Source organism: Acinetobacter sp. B-6, from assembly GCF_056930735.1.
In genome coordinates, this window is sequence record NZ_JBXPBY010000001.1 from 352,563 (window position 1) to 368,836 (window position 16,274).

The 16,274-nt window shown below is 37.3% G+C and carries 18 protein-coding genes; 4 read left to right on the forward strand and 14 right to left on the reverse strand.

Features of this window, described 5'->3' with window-relative positions; all coding sequences use genetic code 11:
- Positions 1-130 precede the first annotated feature (130 nt).
- The 5 genes from AC1Z3T_RS01580 to AC1Z3T_RS01600 all read right to left on the reverse strand — a co-directional run bounded on the left by AC1Z3T_RS01580 (position 131) and on the right by AC1Z3T_RS01600 (position 3,477).
- Positions 131-538 carry a DUF3106 domain-containing protein gene (locus AC1Z3T_RS01580; protein ID WP_004824664.1) on the reverse strand — a complete coding sequence of 136 codons (408 nt, stop codon included), beginning with the start codon at positions 536-538 and terminating at the stop codon, positions 131-133.
- A complete protein-coding gene (locus tag AC1Z3T_RS01585) occupies positions 528-854 on the reverse strand; it encodes a hypothetical protein (protein ID WP_004824662.1) in 327 nt (108 codons plus the stop codon). The genes AC1Z3T_RS01580 and AC1Z3T_RS01585 overlap by 11 nt, the downstream gene beginning before the upstream one ends.
- The gene (locus AC1Z3T_RS01590; RefSeq protein ID WP_034707874.1) at positions 847-1,461 is read right to left on the reverse strand and encodes an RNA polymerase sigma factor; all 615 of its coding nucleotides are present in this window, start codon (positions 1,459-1,461) and stop codon (positions 847-849) included. Before AC1Z3T_RS01590 ends, AC1Z3T_RS01585 begins: the two co-directional genes overlap by 8 nt.
- Positions 1,462-1,617: 156 nt before the next feature.
- Complete coding sequence (locus tag AC1Z3T_RS01595; protein ID WP_004824658.1) at positions 1,618-2,394, reverse strand: TrmH family RNA methyltransferase; 777 nt, start codon at positions 2,392-2,394, stop codon at positions 1,618-1,620.
- A 108-nt stretch (positions 2,395-2,502) separates the two neighbouring features.
- Complete coding sequence (locus tag AC1Z3T_RS01600; protein WP_004824655.1) at positions 2,503-3,477, reverse strand: class 1 fructose-bisphosphatase; 975 nt, start codon at positions 3,475-3,477, stop codon at positions 2,503-2,505.
- A 174-nt stretch (positions 3,478-3,651) separates the two neighbouring features.
- Here AC1Z3T_RS01600 and AC1Z3T_RS01605 point away from each other — a divergent pair, with 174 nt between their 5' ends.
- Both AC1Z3T_RS01605 and AC1Z3T_RS01610 read left to right on the forward strand, forming a co-directional pair.
- Entirely contained in the window at positions 3,652-3,837 is a 186-nt protein-coding gene (locus tag AC1Z3T_RS01605) for an NF038105 family protein (RefSeq protein ID WP_004824653.1), read from the forward strand.
- Positions 3,838-3,918: 81 nt separating this feature from the next.
- Positions 3,919-4,524: an SMI1/KNR4 family protein gene (locus AC1Z3T_RS01610; RefSeq protein ID WP_042086463.1), complete on the forward strand. Its 606-nt coding sequence runs from the start codon at positions 3,919-3,921 to the stop codon at positions 4,522-4,524.
- A gap of 125 nt (positions 4,525-4,649) precedes the next feature.
- Here AC1Z3T_RS01610 and pal read toward each other — a convergent pair whose 3' ends face one another.
- The 9 genes from pal to AC1Z3T_RS01655 all read right to left on the reverse strand — a co-directional run bounded on the left by pal (position 4,650) and on the right by AC1Z3T_RS01655 (position 12,703).
- Positions 4,650-5,219 (reverse strand): peptidoglycan-associated lipoprotein Pal, encoded by a 570-nt coding sequence (gene pal, locus AC1Z3T_RS01615; protein ID WP_004824646.1) that lies wholly within the window; start codon positions 5,217-5,219, stop codon positions 4,650-4,652.
- A gap of 50 nt (positions 5,220-5,269) precedes the next feature.
- Positions 5,270-6,553 (reverse strand): Tol-Pal system beta propeller repeat protein TolB, encoded by a 1,284-nt coding sequence (gene tolB / locus AC1Z3T_RS01620; RefSeq protein ID WP_005032388.1) that lies wholly within the window; start codon positions 6,551-6,553, stop codon positions 5,270-5,272.
- Between the two features lie 221 nt (positions 6,554-6,774).
- Positions 6,775-7,254 (reverse strand): cell envelope integrity protein TolA, encoded by a 480-nt coding sequence (locus AC1Z3T_RS01625; protein WP_100885537.1) that lies wholly within the window; start codon positions 7,252-7,254, stop codon positions 6,775-6,777.
- A gap of 71 nt (positions 7,255-7,325) precedes the next feature.
- Positions 7,326-7,772 carry a cell envelope integrity TolA family protein gene (locus AC1Z3T_RS01630; protein ID WP_228153601.1) on the reverse strand — a complete coding sequence of 149 codons (447 nt, stop codon included), beginning with the start codon at positions 7,770-7,772 and terminating at the stop codon, positions 7,326-7,328.
- Between the two features lie 63 nt (positions 7,773-7,835).
- Positions 7,836-9,221 carry a cell envelope integrity protein TolA gene (gene tolA, locus AC1Z3T_RS01635; protein WP_100885535.1) on the reverse strand — a complete coding sequence of 462 codons (1,386 nt, stop codon included), beginning with the start codon at positions 9,219-9,221 and terminating at the stop codon, positions 7,836-7,838.
- A gap of 3 nt (positions 9,222-9,224) precedes the next feature.
- Positions 9,225-9,674, reverse strand: coding sequence for a protein TolR (gene tolR / locus AC1Z3T_RS01640; RefSeq protein WP_004824636.1), 450 nt, complete (start codon positions 9,672-9,674; stop codon positions 9,225-9,227).
- Entirely contained in the window at positions 9,674-10,372 is a 699-nt protein-coding gene (tolQ, locus tag AC1Z3T_RS01645; protein WP_100885534.1) for a protein TolQ, read from the reverse strand. Before tolQ ends, tolR begins: the two co-directional genes overlap by 1 nt.
- Positions 10,373-10,396: 24 nt before the next feature.
- Positions 10,397-10,804 carry a tol-pal system-associated acyl-CoA thioesterase gene (ybgC, locus tag AC1Z3T_RS01650; protein WP_004724526.1) on the reverse strand — a complete coding sequence of 136 codons (408 nt, stop codon included), beginning with the start codon at positions 10,802-10,804 and terminating at the stop codon, positions 10,397-10,399.
- Positions 10,805-11,845: 1,041 nt separating this feature from the next.
- Positions 11,846-12,703 (reverse strand): hypothetical protein, encoded by an 858-nt coding sequence (locus AC1Z3T_RS01655; RefSeq protein ID WP_100885533.1) that lies wholly within the window; start codon positions 12,701-12,703, stop codon positions 11,846-11,848.
- Between the two features lie 437 nt (positions 12,704-13,140).
- Between AC1Z3T_RS01655 and AC1Z3T_RS01660 the strand changes: the two genes are divergently transcribed.
- Positions 13,141-13,431, forward strand: coding sequence for a hypothetical protein (locus AC1Z3T_RS01660; protein WP_100885532.1), 291 nt, complete (start codon positions 13,141-13,143; stop codon positions 13,429-13,431).
- A gap of 589 nt (positions 13,432-14,020) precedes the next feature.
- Positions 14,021-16,213 (forward strand): TonB-dependent receptor domain-containing protein, encoded by a 2,193-nt coding sequence (locus AC1Z3T_RS01665; RefSeq protein WP_100885530.1) that lies wholly within the window; start codon positions 14,021-14,023, stop codon positions 16,211-16,213.
- The last annotated feature ends 61 nt before the right edge of the window (positions 16,214-16,274 follow it).

The following is a 16,274-nucleotide window of genomic DNA, read 5'->3' on the forward strand; positions in this document are numbered from 1 at the left end:
TTGAATTTAAGATATTGAAATTTAATTATTTTTAAAGAGGTTGAGGGGGGTGGTTGTATTTTTGAAAGAATAAATTTGAGTAAAAAAAGCCAGTACCATGACTGGCTTTAGTACATATGGATAGATGATGTTAATGCGATACAACACTACTTGGTTGGTATTTTTGAATATATTTTTCACGAATTTCATTGCGTTCATCTGATGTAGATGCTTTTTGCATTTTTTTCCGCATTTCATTACGTTCAGATGTGCTCATTTGTTGCCATGCTTCACGCATTTTTTGCTTTTCTTGTTCAGGAAGTTGAGTAAACCAGTCCATACGTTGTTGTAAAGCAGCGCTTTGTTCTGTTGGGAGCTCTTTTAAATTTTGGTAGCGCTTGATTAATGCTTTTTGTTCATCTTCAGACAGCGCATCCCATGTTTCATTGACTTGCGTATTCGCATCTTTGGAAAAAATCCAAAAACGTTCAAATCCAGCAAAACTTGTTTGTAGAAAACCAAAAGCACAAAATGCCAATGCTAATTTTCTAGCTACCATGAGAATTTTTATCCTCACCAAAAACAGATAACATATCTAAATCTTCCATCATTTGTGGTGAAAGTTTAGGGCTAATCACCACTTGTTGCGGGGTATGAGCTTCATTGGAAACATCGAAAGCATTTGGTACAACAACAAAGCCTGTAATTGCTGCTGCAAGTGCAAAGCCAGTCATTTTCCAATTGCTAAAGCGTGATGTTGGCTGATCTTGGATACGATCTAACACATTATTCATCACCACTGCTTTATTGCGGTGATGACGTGCAAGTTCATCCAGTTTTGCCGTCACTTGTTTGGTGAAATCATCATTATTCATGTGATGAACCTCCATACGGATTTAAATGTGATAGCGCAGTTCTCAATCCTTGAATTGCTCTATGGTAATGGGTTTTTACACTACCTTCGCTACAGTTCATAATTGATGCCGTTGTCTGTGTATCAAAGCCTTCCCATGCACGTAGCATAAATGCTTGTTGCTGGCGTACAGGTAATTCACTAATCGCGTCTTGAATTTCTTCAATAGTGACATCTTGATCTAAAAACTGAAGCGGGTTTGGCGTAGATTCATCAACAATTTCCATCGCTTCTTCATCATCAGAATCTAAATCGATTTTTCGAAATAGGGAAAAAGGAGATGCTCTACGTGCTTCTTTACGACGCCAATCTTGTAGTTTGTTATTTAAAATAGTGTAGAACAATGGATACCATTCTTCTGTGGACTTATCCGCATAAGACTTATGTAAGGAAATAAATGCTTCCTGTACCAAATCCATTGCAATCCCATTATGACCTTGTGTTGCATTTTCCATCATGACCAAGGCACGACCTGTCACATCCTGCATAAAAAAACGCAGGCGCTGTTCACTGGTACTCGTTTGAGCACTGGCTGTTTCAGACTGTGACTTCTTTGGTGCTAAGTCCATAGAGATGGAAAATCCCGTCATTGGGTACCCACCATTATTTTAAATTCATATCACTATAACGTTTAAAAAATGGTTTGGGTTGACACGTAAATCAATTATTTTTTTCAGTTTAAATGATTTTTTTCAATAACGGGCGATATTTAAAATAATTTAACCTTATAGTCGTTGACGAACCATTTCAAAGAAACAAATTGAGCCTGCAACAGCGACATTGAGTGATTCTTGACCGCCTGGTTGTGGAATAGATACAGCTTCTGCACGTTTTAATGCAAATTCTGAAACGCCTTGACCTTCATTACCCAAAATCCACACACATTGTTTACGTAAATTTTTGGAATACAGACTTTCTGCTTCATGTGAGCTGGTGACATAAACAGGAATTTTGAATTGCTTTAAAATATCCTCAAGTACAACATTCTCATAGGTTTGTAAGGAGAAATGTGCGCCCATACCCGCACGCAGAACACGTGGTGACCATAATGAAGCAGAGCCTTTTGTACAGACAATTTGTTCAATGCCTGCAGCTGCGGCAGAACGCAATAGCGTTCCGACATTACCAGGGTCTTGAACATTTTCAAGAATTAACGTGTCTTCGCTAAAATTCAATGCTTGTGTTGAGCTTGGCAAATCAACGATTGCAAGGCAGGCAAGGGTGGTTCCTAAGGTGCTTAGGTCCTTATATAATGCTTCGCTGATCACGAACACCATCCCTTGGTATTGGTCAATGATCTCACCAAGATCCTCATGATCCAATGCATGCTCAGTGGTGAAAATCGAATTAATTTTGCGTCCCTTTTCTAACCATGCAAGACTCAGGTGTGTGCCTTCAAGTACAGTTTGTCCTTGTTTCTTACGATAAGTATTTTGTTCAATTAAACCTCTTAGGTGTTTAATTTTAGGATTGTCTTTTGATTCAAGGAAAATTGTAGGCATGGGAGAGTAGATCCAAAAATAAGTAAGATCTGTTGATCATTCCAAAATGAATTTACAACAGACCTTTACTGGTTTTACGCGCTTAAAGCGCACGTAAAAATGAAAGAATTAGTGATGATAGCTTGTAACAAGTTCAACTTCATTCTTAGAGCCAATCACGACTGGAACACGTTGATGTAACTCAGTCGGTTGAATATCTAGGATACGCACGCGACCTGTTGTAGATGCACCACCGGCTTGTTCCATTAACATGCTCATTGGATTGGCTTCATACATCAAACGCAGGCGACCTGCTTTTTGAGGGTCTTTGGTGTCGTATGGATATAGGAAGATACCACTGCGGCATAGAATACGGTGAATATCACCCACCATACATGCTACCCAACGCATATTGAAGTCTTTTTCGCGTACAGAAGTTTTACCTGCTTGTAGCTCATCAATATAACGTTTTACAGGCGCTTCCCAATGACGTTGATTTGAAGCATTGATTGCGTATTCTTTAGTATCCGCAGCCACTTGAACATTTTCAGAAGTCAGTAAAAATTGTTGAGTTTCTGGATCGAAGGTAAAAAATACAACACCTGCACCAACTGTAAGTGCCATCATGGTTGATGGACCATAAAGAACATAACCTGCAGCAGCTTGTTGTGAACCTGCTTGCATGAAATCTTCAGCTTGTGTAATGCTATTTTGAGCAGGAAGGATCGAAAAAATTGTACCTACACACATGTTAATATCAATATTACTTGAACCATCCAAAGGATCAAATAAAACAAGATATTTGCCGTTTTCTTGCGCTGGGGTAAACTCATCTAATTCTTCTGATGCTAAGCCACCCACATTTGAGTTAGCTTTAAGTGCATCAATTAAATAATCATTTGAAATAACATCAAGTTTCTTTTGTTCTTCACCTTGTACATTTTCATGTTGAGCACTGCCCAGTACACCTGCTAACGCACCTTTTTGTAGCGCCTGATCAATGGTTTTACATGTGTTGGCAATCGTTTCAATCACATTGGCAAGTTCAGGTGTTAAATTCCCTTGTTGTTGTTCTAAATATTGGGATAGAGTGCGATATGACATATCAGAGGTGCTCCAAAAGCGATAAATTTTGACACATTAAACAATAGCGGTATTTTAGATGAGTTCAGCTCAAAATAAAAATTATCCTGTGTTATTTGTCGTGAAATTACCCTTGCAAGTATTTTAGAAAGTGTTATGTTGGATATACGGATAATAACGTAAAGGAGCACTCACATGACAACGGCAAAGTTTGAAGCGACTCCGACTCAAAATGAAGGTATTGATCTTAAAGAGATTAGTGCTGAAAATGTGAAAGAAGCATGGAAGAATTACGAAGCTAAACCTGAGTTCAAAGAATTCAATAAGCACGATATGATTGAATCCATGCAAAGTCCCAAGCCAGACGAGTCAAAGGCTTAATCAATAAGAAGCGTTTATCACTTTGATAAGCGCTTTTTTATTTTATAATCCAAGTAAATTTCGAAGACTATCGCATCAATCATGATTGAAATTCATCATAAAGCAGATATCGTCTTTCCATTTCATCAAATTGGAGAGCCAGAGTGGGAGGTAAAAACCCAACGCATTTTGCAATCATTTGCAGATTTAAATGATGATGAAGTTGCATCTCCAATAAATATTGATGAAATTGATCAACTTGAACTGCGCTTAAAAACCACTTTGCCAGTTTCTCTAAAAATTTTCTATCAAACATTTGGCATTGCGGATATTGGTGAAGAGCTACAACAGTTTGATGATATTGGCTATTTAAAAGATATATGGGCTGCCGCACCAGAATATGCACCTGAATTCACTTCAAAAGATGTAGAAGTTTTACCGCATTTGATTACTTTTAGTGACTATCTCGGTAATGGCAATATGTTTTGTTTTCATGACATAAGCAAAGAAGTCTATTATTTTGATCATGATGATAGACCTTATTTGGCAAAAATCTTTGATGATGTCGATGAATATCTCAAATGTTGTTTAATCTTGTTGCAGTCGGATTTATTTGGTGATGCTACCCCTGATCAAGTTGAGCAATGGGTAGAAGATATGGTGATTGAGCTCATCGGTGATCAAAAGCTCAAAAAATGGCGGTATTGATTTTAAATCCAAAGAAAGTCTAGTTTTAATATTTGAACTTTTAAATATCAAAATCATCAATTGGTCGGCTAGCCTAAAATAAAAATGCCCAATTGAATTGGGCATTTTTATATTGTTTTTAAAAATTATTTTAATAACGGTGGAACAGCTTCATAGTTAATTTCGACACGACGGTTTTCTTTCCATGCAGATTCATCATGTCCTGCATTGATTGGCATTTCTTTACCATAACTTACCGCTTCTAATTGGTTTGGCTTAACACCGTTAGTGATTAAGTAGCTTTCTACAGCTTTTGCACGACGTTCACCCAAAGCCATATTGTATTCACGGGTACCACGTTCATCCGTGTGACCTGTTAGAGCAACTTTTGAATTTGCATTGGCGATTAGGAATTGTGCATGCGCTTGAAGTGTCTGATAGTCATCATTTGAAAGATCACTACTGTCATAGTCAAAATGTACAACACGCTTTGCTAAAAATGCTTTGTTTGCTTCAGTTACACCTTTGGCTGAAGCGCCTGCTAAATTTTGTGCATTTAAAGCTGCATCTTCACTTAAGCCCGTCGTGTTTACCGTAGTCGCACTATTGGGATTTGTTCCAGACTCTACTGTTGCAGCAGGTTTACGGCTGGCACAACCAGTCATGACTAAGCTTGCTGCGAGTAATGGTAACGTTAAATATTGAATAGCTTTCATGTTGATCTCCGATACTTCCTTTTTAAATTAAGTCATGCGACATGGGTAAATCATTTAGGTGCCCAAGCAGGCTCACGTACTTCACCTTGTTCACTCGGTAAATTCATACGGAAACGACCATCTGTTGACATGATTGCCAATAAGCCACGATTTCCTTCACGCGTTGCATATACCACCATTTGCCCGTTTGGAGAGAAGCTAGGTGATTCATCGAGACTTGTTGGAGTGAGAATATTGGTAATTCCAGTAGAAATTTCTTGAATCGCGACCTTGTAATTGCTGCCAGAAGGGCGATGTACCAATGCAACATATTTGCCATCTGCACTGAGCGTACCACGAGCATTGAATGCGCCACGGAAAGTTAAACGTTTTGTTGACCCGTCATCAAAGCTATAGCGATAAATTTGCGCTGAACCACCGCGGTCAGAGGTAAAAATAAATGACTTCCCATCAGGTGCATAGCGTGCTTCTGTATCAATTGCACTGTCATTGGTCATTCGTTTAACTTGACGAGTGTCTAAATCCATTTGATATATTTCAGGATTGCCGTGCATAGATGCGGTGAACAACATAGATTTTCCATCAGGAGAAAAACTAGGTGCACCATTCAAACCACGGAATGAGGCTAATTTCTCACGAGCGCCAGAAGCCAAATCTTGAACATAAATGGCTGGACGTTTTGTTTCAAATGATACATAGGCGATCTTTTTAGCATCTGGTGTCCAAGCAGGAGAGAGAATAGGATCTCTTGAGCTCAACACAGTTTTAGGTTGTTCACCATCGGTATCTGCGATTTGCAAAGTATAACGTGTATCAGGTGTTGCAGGATTGCGTAGCACATAGGCGATACGTCCAGTAAAGTCACCTTGGATACCTGTTAATGCTTGATAGATAGCATCACTGATCATATGTGCTGCGGTACGTACACGCGAAGCAGGAACTGTGAGCAATTCATTGAGCAAGAATTTTTGCTTTTCGACATCATACAGTTGGTAATGTACAGCCAATGAACCATCAGCATTTACTTTTGACTCACCTAGAACGACATAAGGAACACCAGCGGCTTTCCAAGCTTCTGCATTCACATTATTTACGCTGGCAGTTGCAGGTAAGTTTTTAGAAGAACTGGTAAAGCGACCAGAACGATTTAAATCCTGTTCGATGATCGGGTAGATGGATTGATCATTGCTAAAAGGAAGAATGGCAATTTTAGGTGCGGACTCAGGAGCTTTAGCAATTTCTAAATGCAATTGTGCATACGATGTGGTGATCAATGCTGGGCTCAATGCAACAATTATCGCTAATCCTAATAGACGTTTAGGCATGATTTTCATTGGACTTCATGTACTCAAATATCAATTTTTAACTATGCTTAGCTTTGTAGCATAAAGACATTATTTTAATCTATATAAAGCATGTAATTATGAATAAAAGATGATAATTCGCTGTTTGTTGATAAAAAATAAATCTAAATGTATGACTCAGATGAATGACAGCTTGATAAGTTATCTAAACAAATTGATTAAAATCATAACCGTTGACGAAACATAGGATATTATTCACTGACAGCGAATTGGAGAGGAATTTCTTGAAATTGTTTTTTAAGCGATTGTTCATTAGGCATTTCAAAGGGAGCAGCTTTATAAATCGCTGTTTTGATTGAAAGCGCAAATTCATCACTAAACTGTCCACCCACGAATAGAATATCTTCAACATTTCCTTGTTCATCTAGATAGACCCGAACATTGGCTTTCTCTGCTAAATTTGTTGCAGGGCGTTTCCAATATTTTGTAATACGATTCATTCTGCTTTTGTGAATTTGACTGGTGATTTGATTTTGTCTAAGTCGTTCATTTTGTGTAGGTGTATTTTTTTGCTGAGATGGAGCAGTTGGTGGCATTTCATGTGTAAATGGGTTAGAAGGTATTTGTTGCCTGTTAACCTCAATTGGCGGGTTGATTTGATTTTTTTCAGCAAATGAAAATGTTGAGAAACAAATAAGAAAGCTGCTAATCAGCAATGTTTTAAATTGCATTTTATTTTTCCAATGTGTCTATATGACTTGGTTGATAATAGATATTGTTTTAACTATAGAGAATGTAAATTCTATTCTACAATAAAGTTGACTGAGAAGCTTTGTACATCTCTCCTAACTTCTGGTTGAGTGGGCAATGTGAATGGCGCTGCATCGTAGATCGCTTGCTCTATACTTGTTTTGACATCTGGAGCAACTGAACTGACAACGATTGAGTCAATGGAGCCATTTTGTGTAAGCTTTATACGTGCGTTGGCTTTTTGATCTGTTGCGCCTGTTGGTATATGCCAAGCCCTCAGAATTTTATGGGCAAATTCTTTTTTTATGCTGAATGCCAGTTTTTTAGCCTTAGCTTTTTGCTCGTTGGCAAGATCACTTTTCTTTTCAAGGGCTGACGCAGTTGTATTCAATTCCATTGGATGGATTGATGCAAAATTAGTTTCAGTATTTTGGCTATTTTGATTTGCAAGCGTGCTTTGATAGATCAATGCAAGAAATATAAATAAAAAAAATTTCACAAATACCTTATCCATAGCGTGAATCAAATAATAACCCTGCCGAAGCAGGGTATATTACAAAAATTATTTCACAGTAAAACTCGCAGTAAAGCTTCGTGCCTCGCGTCGTGCATCTGGATCAGAAGGCATTGGGAAGGGGGCTGCGTTACGTACAGCTTGTTCTACACTTGCTTTAACATCAGGATCAGATGCATTCACGATAACCGATGCAACAGCACCACTATCTGTCAACGTGACACGGGCGGTTGCCTTTTGACCAGATGAGCCTGCTGGCATACGCCACGCATTTCGAACCTTATTTTCAAAGTCCTTTTTCGCTGAAGATGCAATTTTTCTGGCTTCTGCCTTTTTATTCGCAGCCGCTTCTTTTGCTTTCTCAGCAGCAGAGTTCTTTTCTTCCTCTAACTCGCGAGCAAGATCAGCTTTGCGTTTTGCATCTGCTTTGGCTTTAGCATCTGCATCAGCCTTGGCTTTTGCGTCTGCTTTGGCTTTAGCATCTGCATCAGCCTTGGCTTTTGCATCAGCTTTGGCTTTAGCATCTGCATCAGCCTTGGTTTTAGCATCTGCTTTAGCCTTGGATTTTGCATCTGCCTTAGCTTTCGCATCGGCTTTTGCTTTTGCCTCTGCATCAGCCTTGGATTTTGCATGCGTATCTGCTTTACGTTTAGCTTCAGCATCTGCTTTGGCTTTAGCATCGGCATTACGTTTGGCTTCAGCTTCCGCTTTGCGTTTAGCATCGGCATCAGCTTTGGCTTTTGCATCCGCTCTGGCTTGAGCTGATTTTTCAGCAGCGTCTTTTCTCACTTTTTCTGCTGCTTCAGCTTTACGTTTAGCTTCAGCATCAAGACGAGCTAATCTTGCTTTCTCAGCAGCATCGGCTTTAGCTTTTTGGAGGGCTTCTTGCTTCGCTTTAGCCGCCGCTTCAGCTTTAATTTTTGCATCAGCTTCAGCTTTGGCTTTTTCAGCTGCATTTTTTGCCTGTTTCACTTTTTCAGCGGCTTCTTGTTTTGCTTTCTCCGCGGCTTCAGCTTTCGCTTTTGCTTGTTCTGTAGCTTTTTCCTGAGCAGCTCGCGCTGCAGCGAGTGCCATTTTTTGTTCTAAAGCGGCTTTAGCTTCATCAGCTGCTTTTTTTATATCCACTGCTTCAGTATCAGGCTTTGATTCGACTGGAATTTCAGGCGCAGTTTGGTCTGGTTCAGCAGTTTGTTGGATATTTTCTGAAACTTTTGAGTCAGCTGTTTCCGTTGAATCACTGTCTACCAATGGTTTTGGTTCTGGAGGAGGTAAATCTTCAGGTTTGATAAGAACAGTTTTAATTTGCTTCGGAGGTTCTGGTGGTCGACTAAGACCTAAAAAGAGTAAGCCTGTAATCGCCACCACATGAATACCAAGGGTAAATCCAAGTGCAATCGCTTTATCTTTAGATTGTGGCTTTTGAGTATTTTTCATAACTTACTTTACAGACTCTGTCAGTAAGCCAACTTGGCTTAAACCCGCATCTTGTAATGCAGACATAAGTTTCATCACTTCACCGTATGGGCGTGACTCGCTACCATTAATCAAAACACTCAATTGTTTGCTGTTTGCTTGAGCTTGCTTTTGATTTTCTGTAAGGACAATTTTAAGCTCTTCTAAAGTAAGCACATCATTGTTATGTGTTTTATCTTCGAGCTGGATGCTTCCATCCGCATTAAGCGTCACGATAGCAGGTCGATCCTCAGATTGAATCGGGTTGTTATTGGCTTGTGGCAAGTCAACTTTGACACCCGTCGTAATCATAGGTGCTGTAACCATAAAAATGACCAATAAAACCAACATAACGTCGATATAGGGAACAACGTTCATATCACTTTTTAAAGGCTTTTTGACACGGTCAAAACGTCCTGAGCGTTGGATTGCCATTATTCAGCTTCCTGTGTAGTTCCCACAGACTGACGTTGTAACAGCGCCACCATTTCTTCGGCAAATAATGCACGATCTGAGTAAATTTCTTCACCTTTTGCAGTGTAATGGTTAAATGCCAATACTGCTGGAATTGCCGCAAATAAACCAATCGCAGTTGCAATCAGTGCTTCGGCAATGCCTGGTGCAACAGTGGCAAGAGTTACCTGTTCAACCTGTGCCAAACCGATGAAGGCACTCATGATGCCCCAAACAGTACCAAATAACCCTACATAAGGAGCGACAGAGCCTATGCTGGCTAAGGCACTCAAACCTTGTTCTAAACGACCTTGATCACGACTTAAGCCTACTCGCAAAATACGTTCTGTACCTTCAATCATGGGTGCAGTATCAGCTTGGCGCTTTTTCAATTTCAAATATTCACTTAAACCCTGATAAAAGATGTCTTCCAGACCATCGCGTTTAGAGTTAAGTTGCGCATTGTTATAGAGGGTATTAAGTTCAGCGCCAGACCAAAATATTTTTTGAAAATGGTCGTCGCCTTGGCGTGCTTTCTTATAGCCCATATGTAACTTGGCAATCAGATACCAACTAAAAACAGATGCAAGTACTAAGACCAGCATGACCAATTGAACCACAGGGCTCGCTTGTAAGATTAAATCAGAGATGTGCAGAGAAGATTCTAGTTGTGTTGCCATAGTTACATGTGCCAAAAATATTTTTTATTCGTGGGCTAATTCTCGAAGAATTAAATCACGGATTTCGTCAGGAATTCTACGAGGTTTCATATCAGTGCTTAAACATGCCAACTCTACCTCGCCAGAAGCAAGCATGATTTCACCACGATATATATTTTGTTGCAACACAAATGACGAAGCTTTACATGAAACTACACTTGCTGTAACAGTAATCAGGTCGTCCATCAGTATAGGACGTGAATATTTCAAAGCAATTTTATGCACGACAAAATTGTAATCTTTTTGATGCCAGTAATGATCAATCCCAGAAGCACGTAGCCATTCAGTACGAGCACGTTCCATGAAGCGAATATGATTGGCGTGATAGACGATGCCGCCAGCATCTGTATCTTCAATATATACACGGATTTGGAATTCGAATTTATTACTCATGTTGCTATGCATTCCTGTGTTGTTTATTGCATATCTATCAATAGTTTGTCAGTACTGATCAATTTCAAATCACTCAGTTGAAAAAAGAAGGACTTTGTTTGAATGATCGCATTGCTGAATTAAATTTTACAAGATCTATAAAGAAACATCCCAATAGTACCTCAGCAGCTATGTGGTTTTTTGAGCGACATAGGTATCTACATGAACAACGACGGATTGTTTGAACAGTATCTGTACATAGGCTATAAAATTAATATTGCAGAAAAAAATTGATTCGGTCCACTTATAGATTTTGACAAGAATTCAGCACTGACTTTGGCGCAAATTTTAGCACAAGGTATGTTTTCTCAAATGGCACAAGATTACATTCCGAGTAAAGTGAAAAGGGCTGAGTATTAGCGAATTGAACATGAGTTAAAGGTTTTGATACAACATTGAACTTTAGAAATTGCCTAAAAAGTAAATATCTGAAAAATAGAACATCGAAACCAAAAGTGCTAAAAGATTATGATCAGGTTCTAAATGCTTACTTAGCATGTTGGAAAAGTAAAAAATAGGTAATATCTTTCAAATTAAAGTATAGGAAAAGTACAGCAAATTAACAGAAAGAAGTCCAAAATTAAGCAAACACAATGATGGTTGTTTATAGAGTGATTTTTTAATTTTTCTATTGAGCTTTTTTGATGTTAAAAATAAGTCAATAATCACTGCAGTTAATCCAGTTATAACATTCAAATCAAAAAGAGCGTGGAATAAAGTTAATTATCATAAAAAGTATGTTAAACAAGAACAGTTACTTGATGATCAATTTCTTTTCGCTGAAGAAAAATTAAGCCTTTGAGGTTTTAAATCGGGTATTGATGGTGACTGGTCAATTGATTCAGTCACACATTCAATTGATAAAACTACTGGTTTTGTTAGCTCGATTGAGACTGTTAAAAGTTTGAATACAATGAATTAATACTAGAAGAGCTTTTGCTGTTTAATAAAATGACAATTTATATAAATTGCTATTTTAAAAAATTTAAAACAATAGAAGTATTATAAATGTTTTATATTTGAGTTAATTATATTTGAAACCTCTCGTATTTTTGCCCATTCAATTTTATTAGACGACCCGGGTGTTATAGTTGCAAGTCTTGCTGTTAGTTTTTTAAGAAATGGAATTTTATCATCCGAGGTATCCCATGAGCTAAGAATTTGATTACATGTCTCTCTGATTGAACTCCACTCTAATCTATTGTCTCTCGAAGGAGTAGTTATAGATAAAACTTTCAACAACTCATGAAATCTAATGTTATTTGATTTAACATCAGAATATTCTATAATATTATCGCGTATTTTTTCCCATTCTTTTATATTGTCTTTACCTGGGCGGGTATTCACTAGGACATTTACGAGCTTATCAAAACCCGGTAAGTATGTTTTATATAAGAAATCTAAATCAATAATTACTTCTGGTTCAGGTTCACTAGAAATAATATCAGATTTAAAAATCTGTCCCGCAGCTTCATAGACTAAACGATAAACTTTTAGAGTTGACCTAGGTCCAATAATAAATTCTTTGTCAACCTTTTTTGTTTCAGTAATTTCTTCACATTTTTCAAAACCAACAATTAGTTCATTTGACATTTCAATATGAAATGAATGAGAAATTTCACTTGAAGCTTTAGCTCTTAAAAACTCTAAACTAGCAGCAATTTTATTTTCATAAGTATATTCAGCTTTAATGTTGTTAGTGTTTTTAAGAAAATTTTTATAATTAATTTTCTTAATATATTCATAAGATTCTTTTAAAGTGATGCTTGCTTTATTTTTTGAATTGTCAAGGTTGAATAAAAGCTCCCAATAATAGCGACCTGTTACCCTTAACTCTGATTTTGTTTCTACATTTAACATGTTATTTCCTTTTAAATTATATAAGTGTTAATTTGAATCTAGTTAATTAATAGCTAAATTCTTATTTTTAATTATGAGATTTAAATGAAAAGAAAGATATACCTGAAATCAGGTATAAAGAACTACTCTATGTGGGAAAAGCTGAACTTCATTTATAGTTATTAACTAATCTTGCCAATGGTCAAAATAATTATACATCTTTTAATCTTGAATAAAGGCGTAACGAAAAGGTTGTGTATGATTGAGAGTAACACGGAATAATGGACTTCTTGCGAAAGTAGGCTTTTTGGTCATTTAGGTTTTGTGTAATACCCTATAAATCAAAGATCAAATCTGCTTAAAATTCGACTAACGTAAGTGGTCTAATAGTTACGTTGGAAATATCACTGGTGCTGAAAAAATTCCTGCCTTAATTGTTGAGAAAAAGAAGTAATTTTATGAAATTAAAAATATTATTTTGGCTTTCTACTCTAAATCTGATTGGTATATTTTTAGTCTATATACTTTCATTTATGACAAGAAATAATCACTATGCCATATCTATAGATATGTTTTTTGTAGGTGCATCACTTGTTTTATTTGCATTAGCGCTATTACTCAGAAACACAAAAGCAATATCAATTAGTTTGTTATCTATAGGGCTTGCGGTTGGTATGAATTTTTTTAATATCAGTATTAGCTATCAGAAATGGATTGAACGTGAGCAACCTGAATTAGGACATAGATAGGCTTTTCACTGTTTTGAAAAAGTGAATAATGAAAAAAAATCTTAATGATTATCGAAGATGAGCATAATAGCTCTGTTTCGGCAATGATTTTTTATGGTATTTTCATAAAAAATGCAGCGAGCTTAAAACTCGAGCACAACATAAATTTAACAGTATATCCAGCCTCAATATGGGCTGTTAAAAATTTTTTTGGTGGATCATCAAGCATCAACCTTCACTCAATTAAGACAATGTTATCTGATTAAAATTAACTCCCTATTCCCCAGAATTGAATCCCATGGAGCAAGTCTGGCAATTCATCAAGCGGCATTGATTATTAAATCGCTGTTATAAGCGTGATGAGGCTATTGCTCATCAAGCTGTCATAACTTGGAATATGATCTGTTGTAGATAACAAGAAAGATAAGCATTGATTGCAGTCTATTTATGATTCTGAAAATTACATTTAAGTAATATTTAATTTTAAATGTATTAATTCTTCACTATTTCTGATAAGTTTTGTACGGCTTTTGATGCAAATGAGAATACTTATTATTTATGTTTGCATATTTTTCAAATCTGATCTCGTCCATCCTATGGAATTTTATGTATGAGAAAGTTTAATCTTCGTCCTGTTTCGATAGCGCTTTTAGGTATTACAACAAGCACAGTCTATGCAAATAACAATGCAGAAGTGAATTCTGCTCAACAACTTGCCACTATTGTTGTTTCAGCTGCAGGCTACGAGCAAAAGTTAAAAGATGCACCAGCCAGTATTACGGTGATTACCGAAAAAGATTTAAAAGATAAACGTATAAACTCTATTGCAGATGCGTTAGTCGATGTTGAAGGTGTTGATATTAGCCCTCAAGCTGGAAAAACAGGGGGACTGAATATTCGAATTCGAGGAATGGATGCTGAATATTCTTTGGTGCTAATCGATGGTCGCCGTCAAAACAGTACAGGAGATATTACTCCCAATGGATTCGGTGAATCCAACAATAGTTTTATTCCGCCGATTTCAGCAATTGAACGGATTGAGGTGATTCGAGGACCTGCTTCAACACTTTATGGATCAGATGCAATGGGGGGGGTTGTCAATATCATTACTAAAAAAGTATCCAATGAATGGACAGGTAGTTCGACCATAGAAGCAACCTTACTGCCAAACAGTTCTAATTTTGGTAATCAACGTGCTGTAGATTCTTTTATAACAGGTCCAATTATTAAAGATTTGTTGGGGTTACAGCTTCGTACACGAACAGCTAGACGAGCTCAGTCCAATGTCGGTTATCTCGACCAAAGTGATAATGCTGTAATACTTGATAGAGGAGATAATCCGACCAAATCAGCGATTGATACTGTTGGTGCTCGTTTAGCACTAACACCAACAAAACAGCATGATCTTTACTTAGAGTATGAAAAAACTGAGCAATGGTATGACAACAGTAAAGCTCAATTGGGCACATTGGGTGCAAATGGAGGCTATGACAAAGCTCAAGAATATAATCGAAATCGAATCGTACTTGCGCATACATGGCGTAATAAGATAGGGACTTTAGATTCGAGTATTAGTAATACCCAGACCGAAACAATAGGTCGACTTATTCCATCCCGTGCACAAGCAGGTTCAAACGCAATTAACCCTCGACTTTTAGAGAGTAAAGATACGATTTTTGATACTAAATTAGCGACGCAATATTTTGATGCACACAACATTACCCTCGGTGGACAATGGTGGGATGCCAGTATTAAAGATGGATTAAGGGTAAATAAAGACGTTTCTTTTAAACAGATTGGTGTTTTTGCAGAAGATACATGGGCACTTACTCCAAGTTTGGCTCTCACAACGGGTTTGCGTTTTGATAATCATGATACCTTTGGCTCCTTTTGGACACCTAGAACCTATTTGGTATGGAATGCAAATGATAATTGGACCCTTAAAGGTGGTTATAGTGAGGGATATAAAGCACCTCGCTTAGAACGTTTGACCAATGGGATTTATAATGTTGGTGGACAAGGGCGAACGCCACTTTTTGGTAACCCTGATCTAAAACCAGAAACAAGTCGTAACCTTGAGTTCGGTACTTATTTTAATAATCAATCCAATTTTGATGCCAATATCACTGCATTTTACAGTCAGGTAAAAGATAAGATTGTTACTGGTCCTACAGAGAGAACCTGTGATGCCAAGGACGCTATAATAAAAGCTGATTGTGAAAAATATATGGCAAGCATTGGTACACCATGGTTAATGCAATCTGGTGATACAGGTTCACGTACTTGGAGTGTTAGACGTCCAATCAATGCGCAAAAAGCTGATATTTATGGTATTGAAACTGGTTTAAATTGGGAGTTTGTACCAACCTGGAAATTGGGTTTGAACTATACGTGGACTGAAACAGAGATTCAGGATAAAGCGATAGGTAATCCACCTCTAAATGATACGCCTAAACATATGGCGAATGCATCACTGAAATGGCAAGCTGATGATAAAATTCAATTATGGGCGAGAGGTGAATATCGAGGTAAACGTGCTCGTTTTACACCAGATTATTATAATAGTGTACCTGTTGTTAATGAAGCTGTTTATAATGCTTTAGGGGATTTTAAAGCCTATGCTTTGATGCATGTAGGTTGGAACTTTAGCGTAAATGAGAAGGTAGATATCGGTGTTGGTTTATACAACGTATTTGATAAAAACTTTGTTGATTATCAAAAAGTAGGTGGAGATTATTATAATCGATATAAAAATACTCAAGAAGGGCGCCGAGTTCAATTGAGTACTACCTTTAAATTCTAGCATGAGCTTATATCGAAACTTTATCCTGATAGAGTTTCGATATCTTATAAATTAAAGCATT

Excerpts from the sequence above, each read along its gene's own strand:
- AC1Z3T_RS01580 (WP_004824664.1), bottom strand. The coding sequence starts at position 538 with ATGGTAGCTAGAAAATTAGCATTGGCATTTTGTGCTTTTGGTTTTCTA.
- AC1Z3T_RS01585 (WP_004824662.1), bottom strand. The coding sequence starts at position 854 with ATGAATAATGATGATTTCACCAAACAAGTGACGGCAAAACTGGATGAA.
- AC1Z3T_RS01590 (WP_034707874.1), bottom strand. The coding sequence starts at position 1,461 with ATGGACTTAGCACCAAAGAAGTCACAGTCTGAAACAGCCAGTGCTCAA.
- AC1Z3T_RS01595 (WP_004824658.1), bottom strand. The coding sequence starts at position 2,394 with ATGCCTACAATTTTCCTTGAATCAAAAGACAATCCTAAAATTAAACAC.
- AC1Z3T_RS01600 (WP_004824655.1), bottom strand. The coding sequence starts at position 3,477 with ATGTCATATCGCACTCTATCCCAATATTTAGAACAACAACAAGGGAAT.
- AC1Z3T_RS01605 (WP_004824653.1), top strand. The coding sequence starts at position 3,652 with ATGACAACGGCAAAGTTTGAAGCGACTCCGACTCAAAATGAAGGTATT.
- AC1Z3T_RS01610 (WP_042086463.1), top strand. The coding sequence starts at position 3,919 with ATGATTGAAATTCATCATAAAGCAGATATCGTCTTTCCATTTCATCAA.
- pal (WP_004824646.1), bottom strand. The coding sequence starts at position 5,219 with ATGAAAGCTATTCAATATTTAACGTTACCATTACTCGCAGCAAGCTTA.
- tolB (WP_005032388.1), bottom strand. The coding sequence starts at position 6,553 with ATGAAAATCATGCCTAAACGTCTATTAGGATTAGCGATAATTGTTGCA.
- AC1Z3T_RS01625 (WP_100885537.1), bottom strand. The coding sequence starts at position 7,254 with ATGCAATTTAAAACATTGCTGATTAGCAGCTTTCTTATTTGTTTCTCA.
- tolA (WP_100885535.1), bottom strand. The coding sequence starts at position 9,221 with ATGAAAAATACTCAAAAGCCACAATCTAAAGATAAAGCGATTGCACTT.
- tolR (WP_004824636.1), bottom strand. The coding sequence starts at position 9,674 with ATGGCAATCCAACGCTCAGGACGTTTTGACCGTGTCAAAAAGCCTTTA.
- tolQ (WP_100885534.1), bottom strand. The coding sequence starts at position 10,372 with ATGGCAACACAACTAGAATCTTCTCTGCACATCTCTGATTTAATCTTA.
- ybgC (WP_004724526.1), bottom strand. The coding sequence starts at position 10,804 with ATGAGTAATAAATTCGAATTCCAAATCCGTGTATATATTGAAGATACA.
- AC1Z3T_RS01655 (WP_100885533.1), bottom strand. The coding sequence starts at position 12,703 with ATGTTAAATGTAGAAACAAAATCAGAGTTAAGGGTAACAGGTCGCTAT.
- AC1Z3T_RS01660 (WP_100885532.1), top strand. The coding sequence starts at position 13,141 with ATGAAATTAAAAATATTATTTTGGCTTTCTACTCTAAATCTGATTGGT.
- AC1Z3T_RS01665 (WP_100885530.1), top strand. The coding sequence starts at position 14,021 with ATGAGAAAGTTTAATCTTCGTCCTGTTTCGATAGCGCTTTTAGGTATT.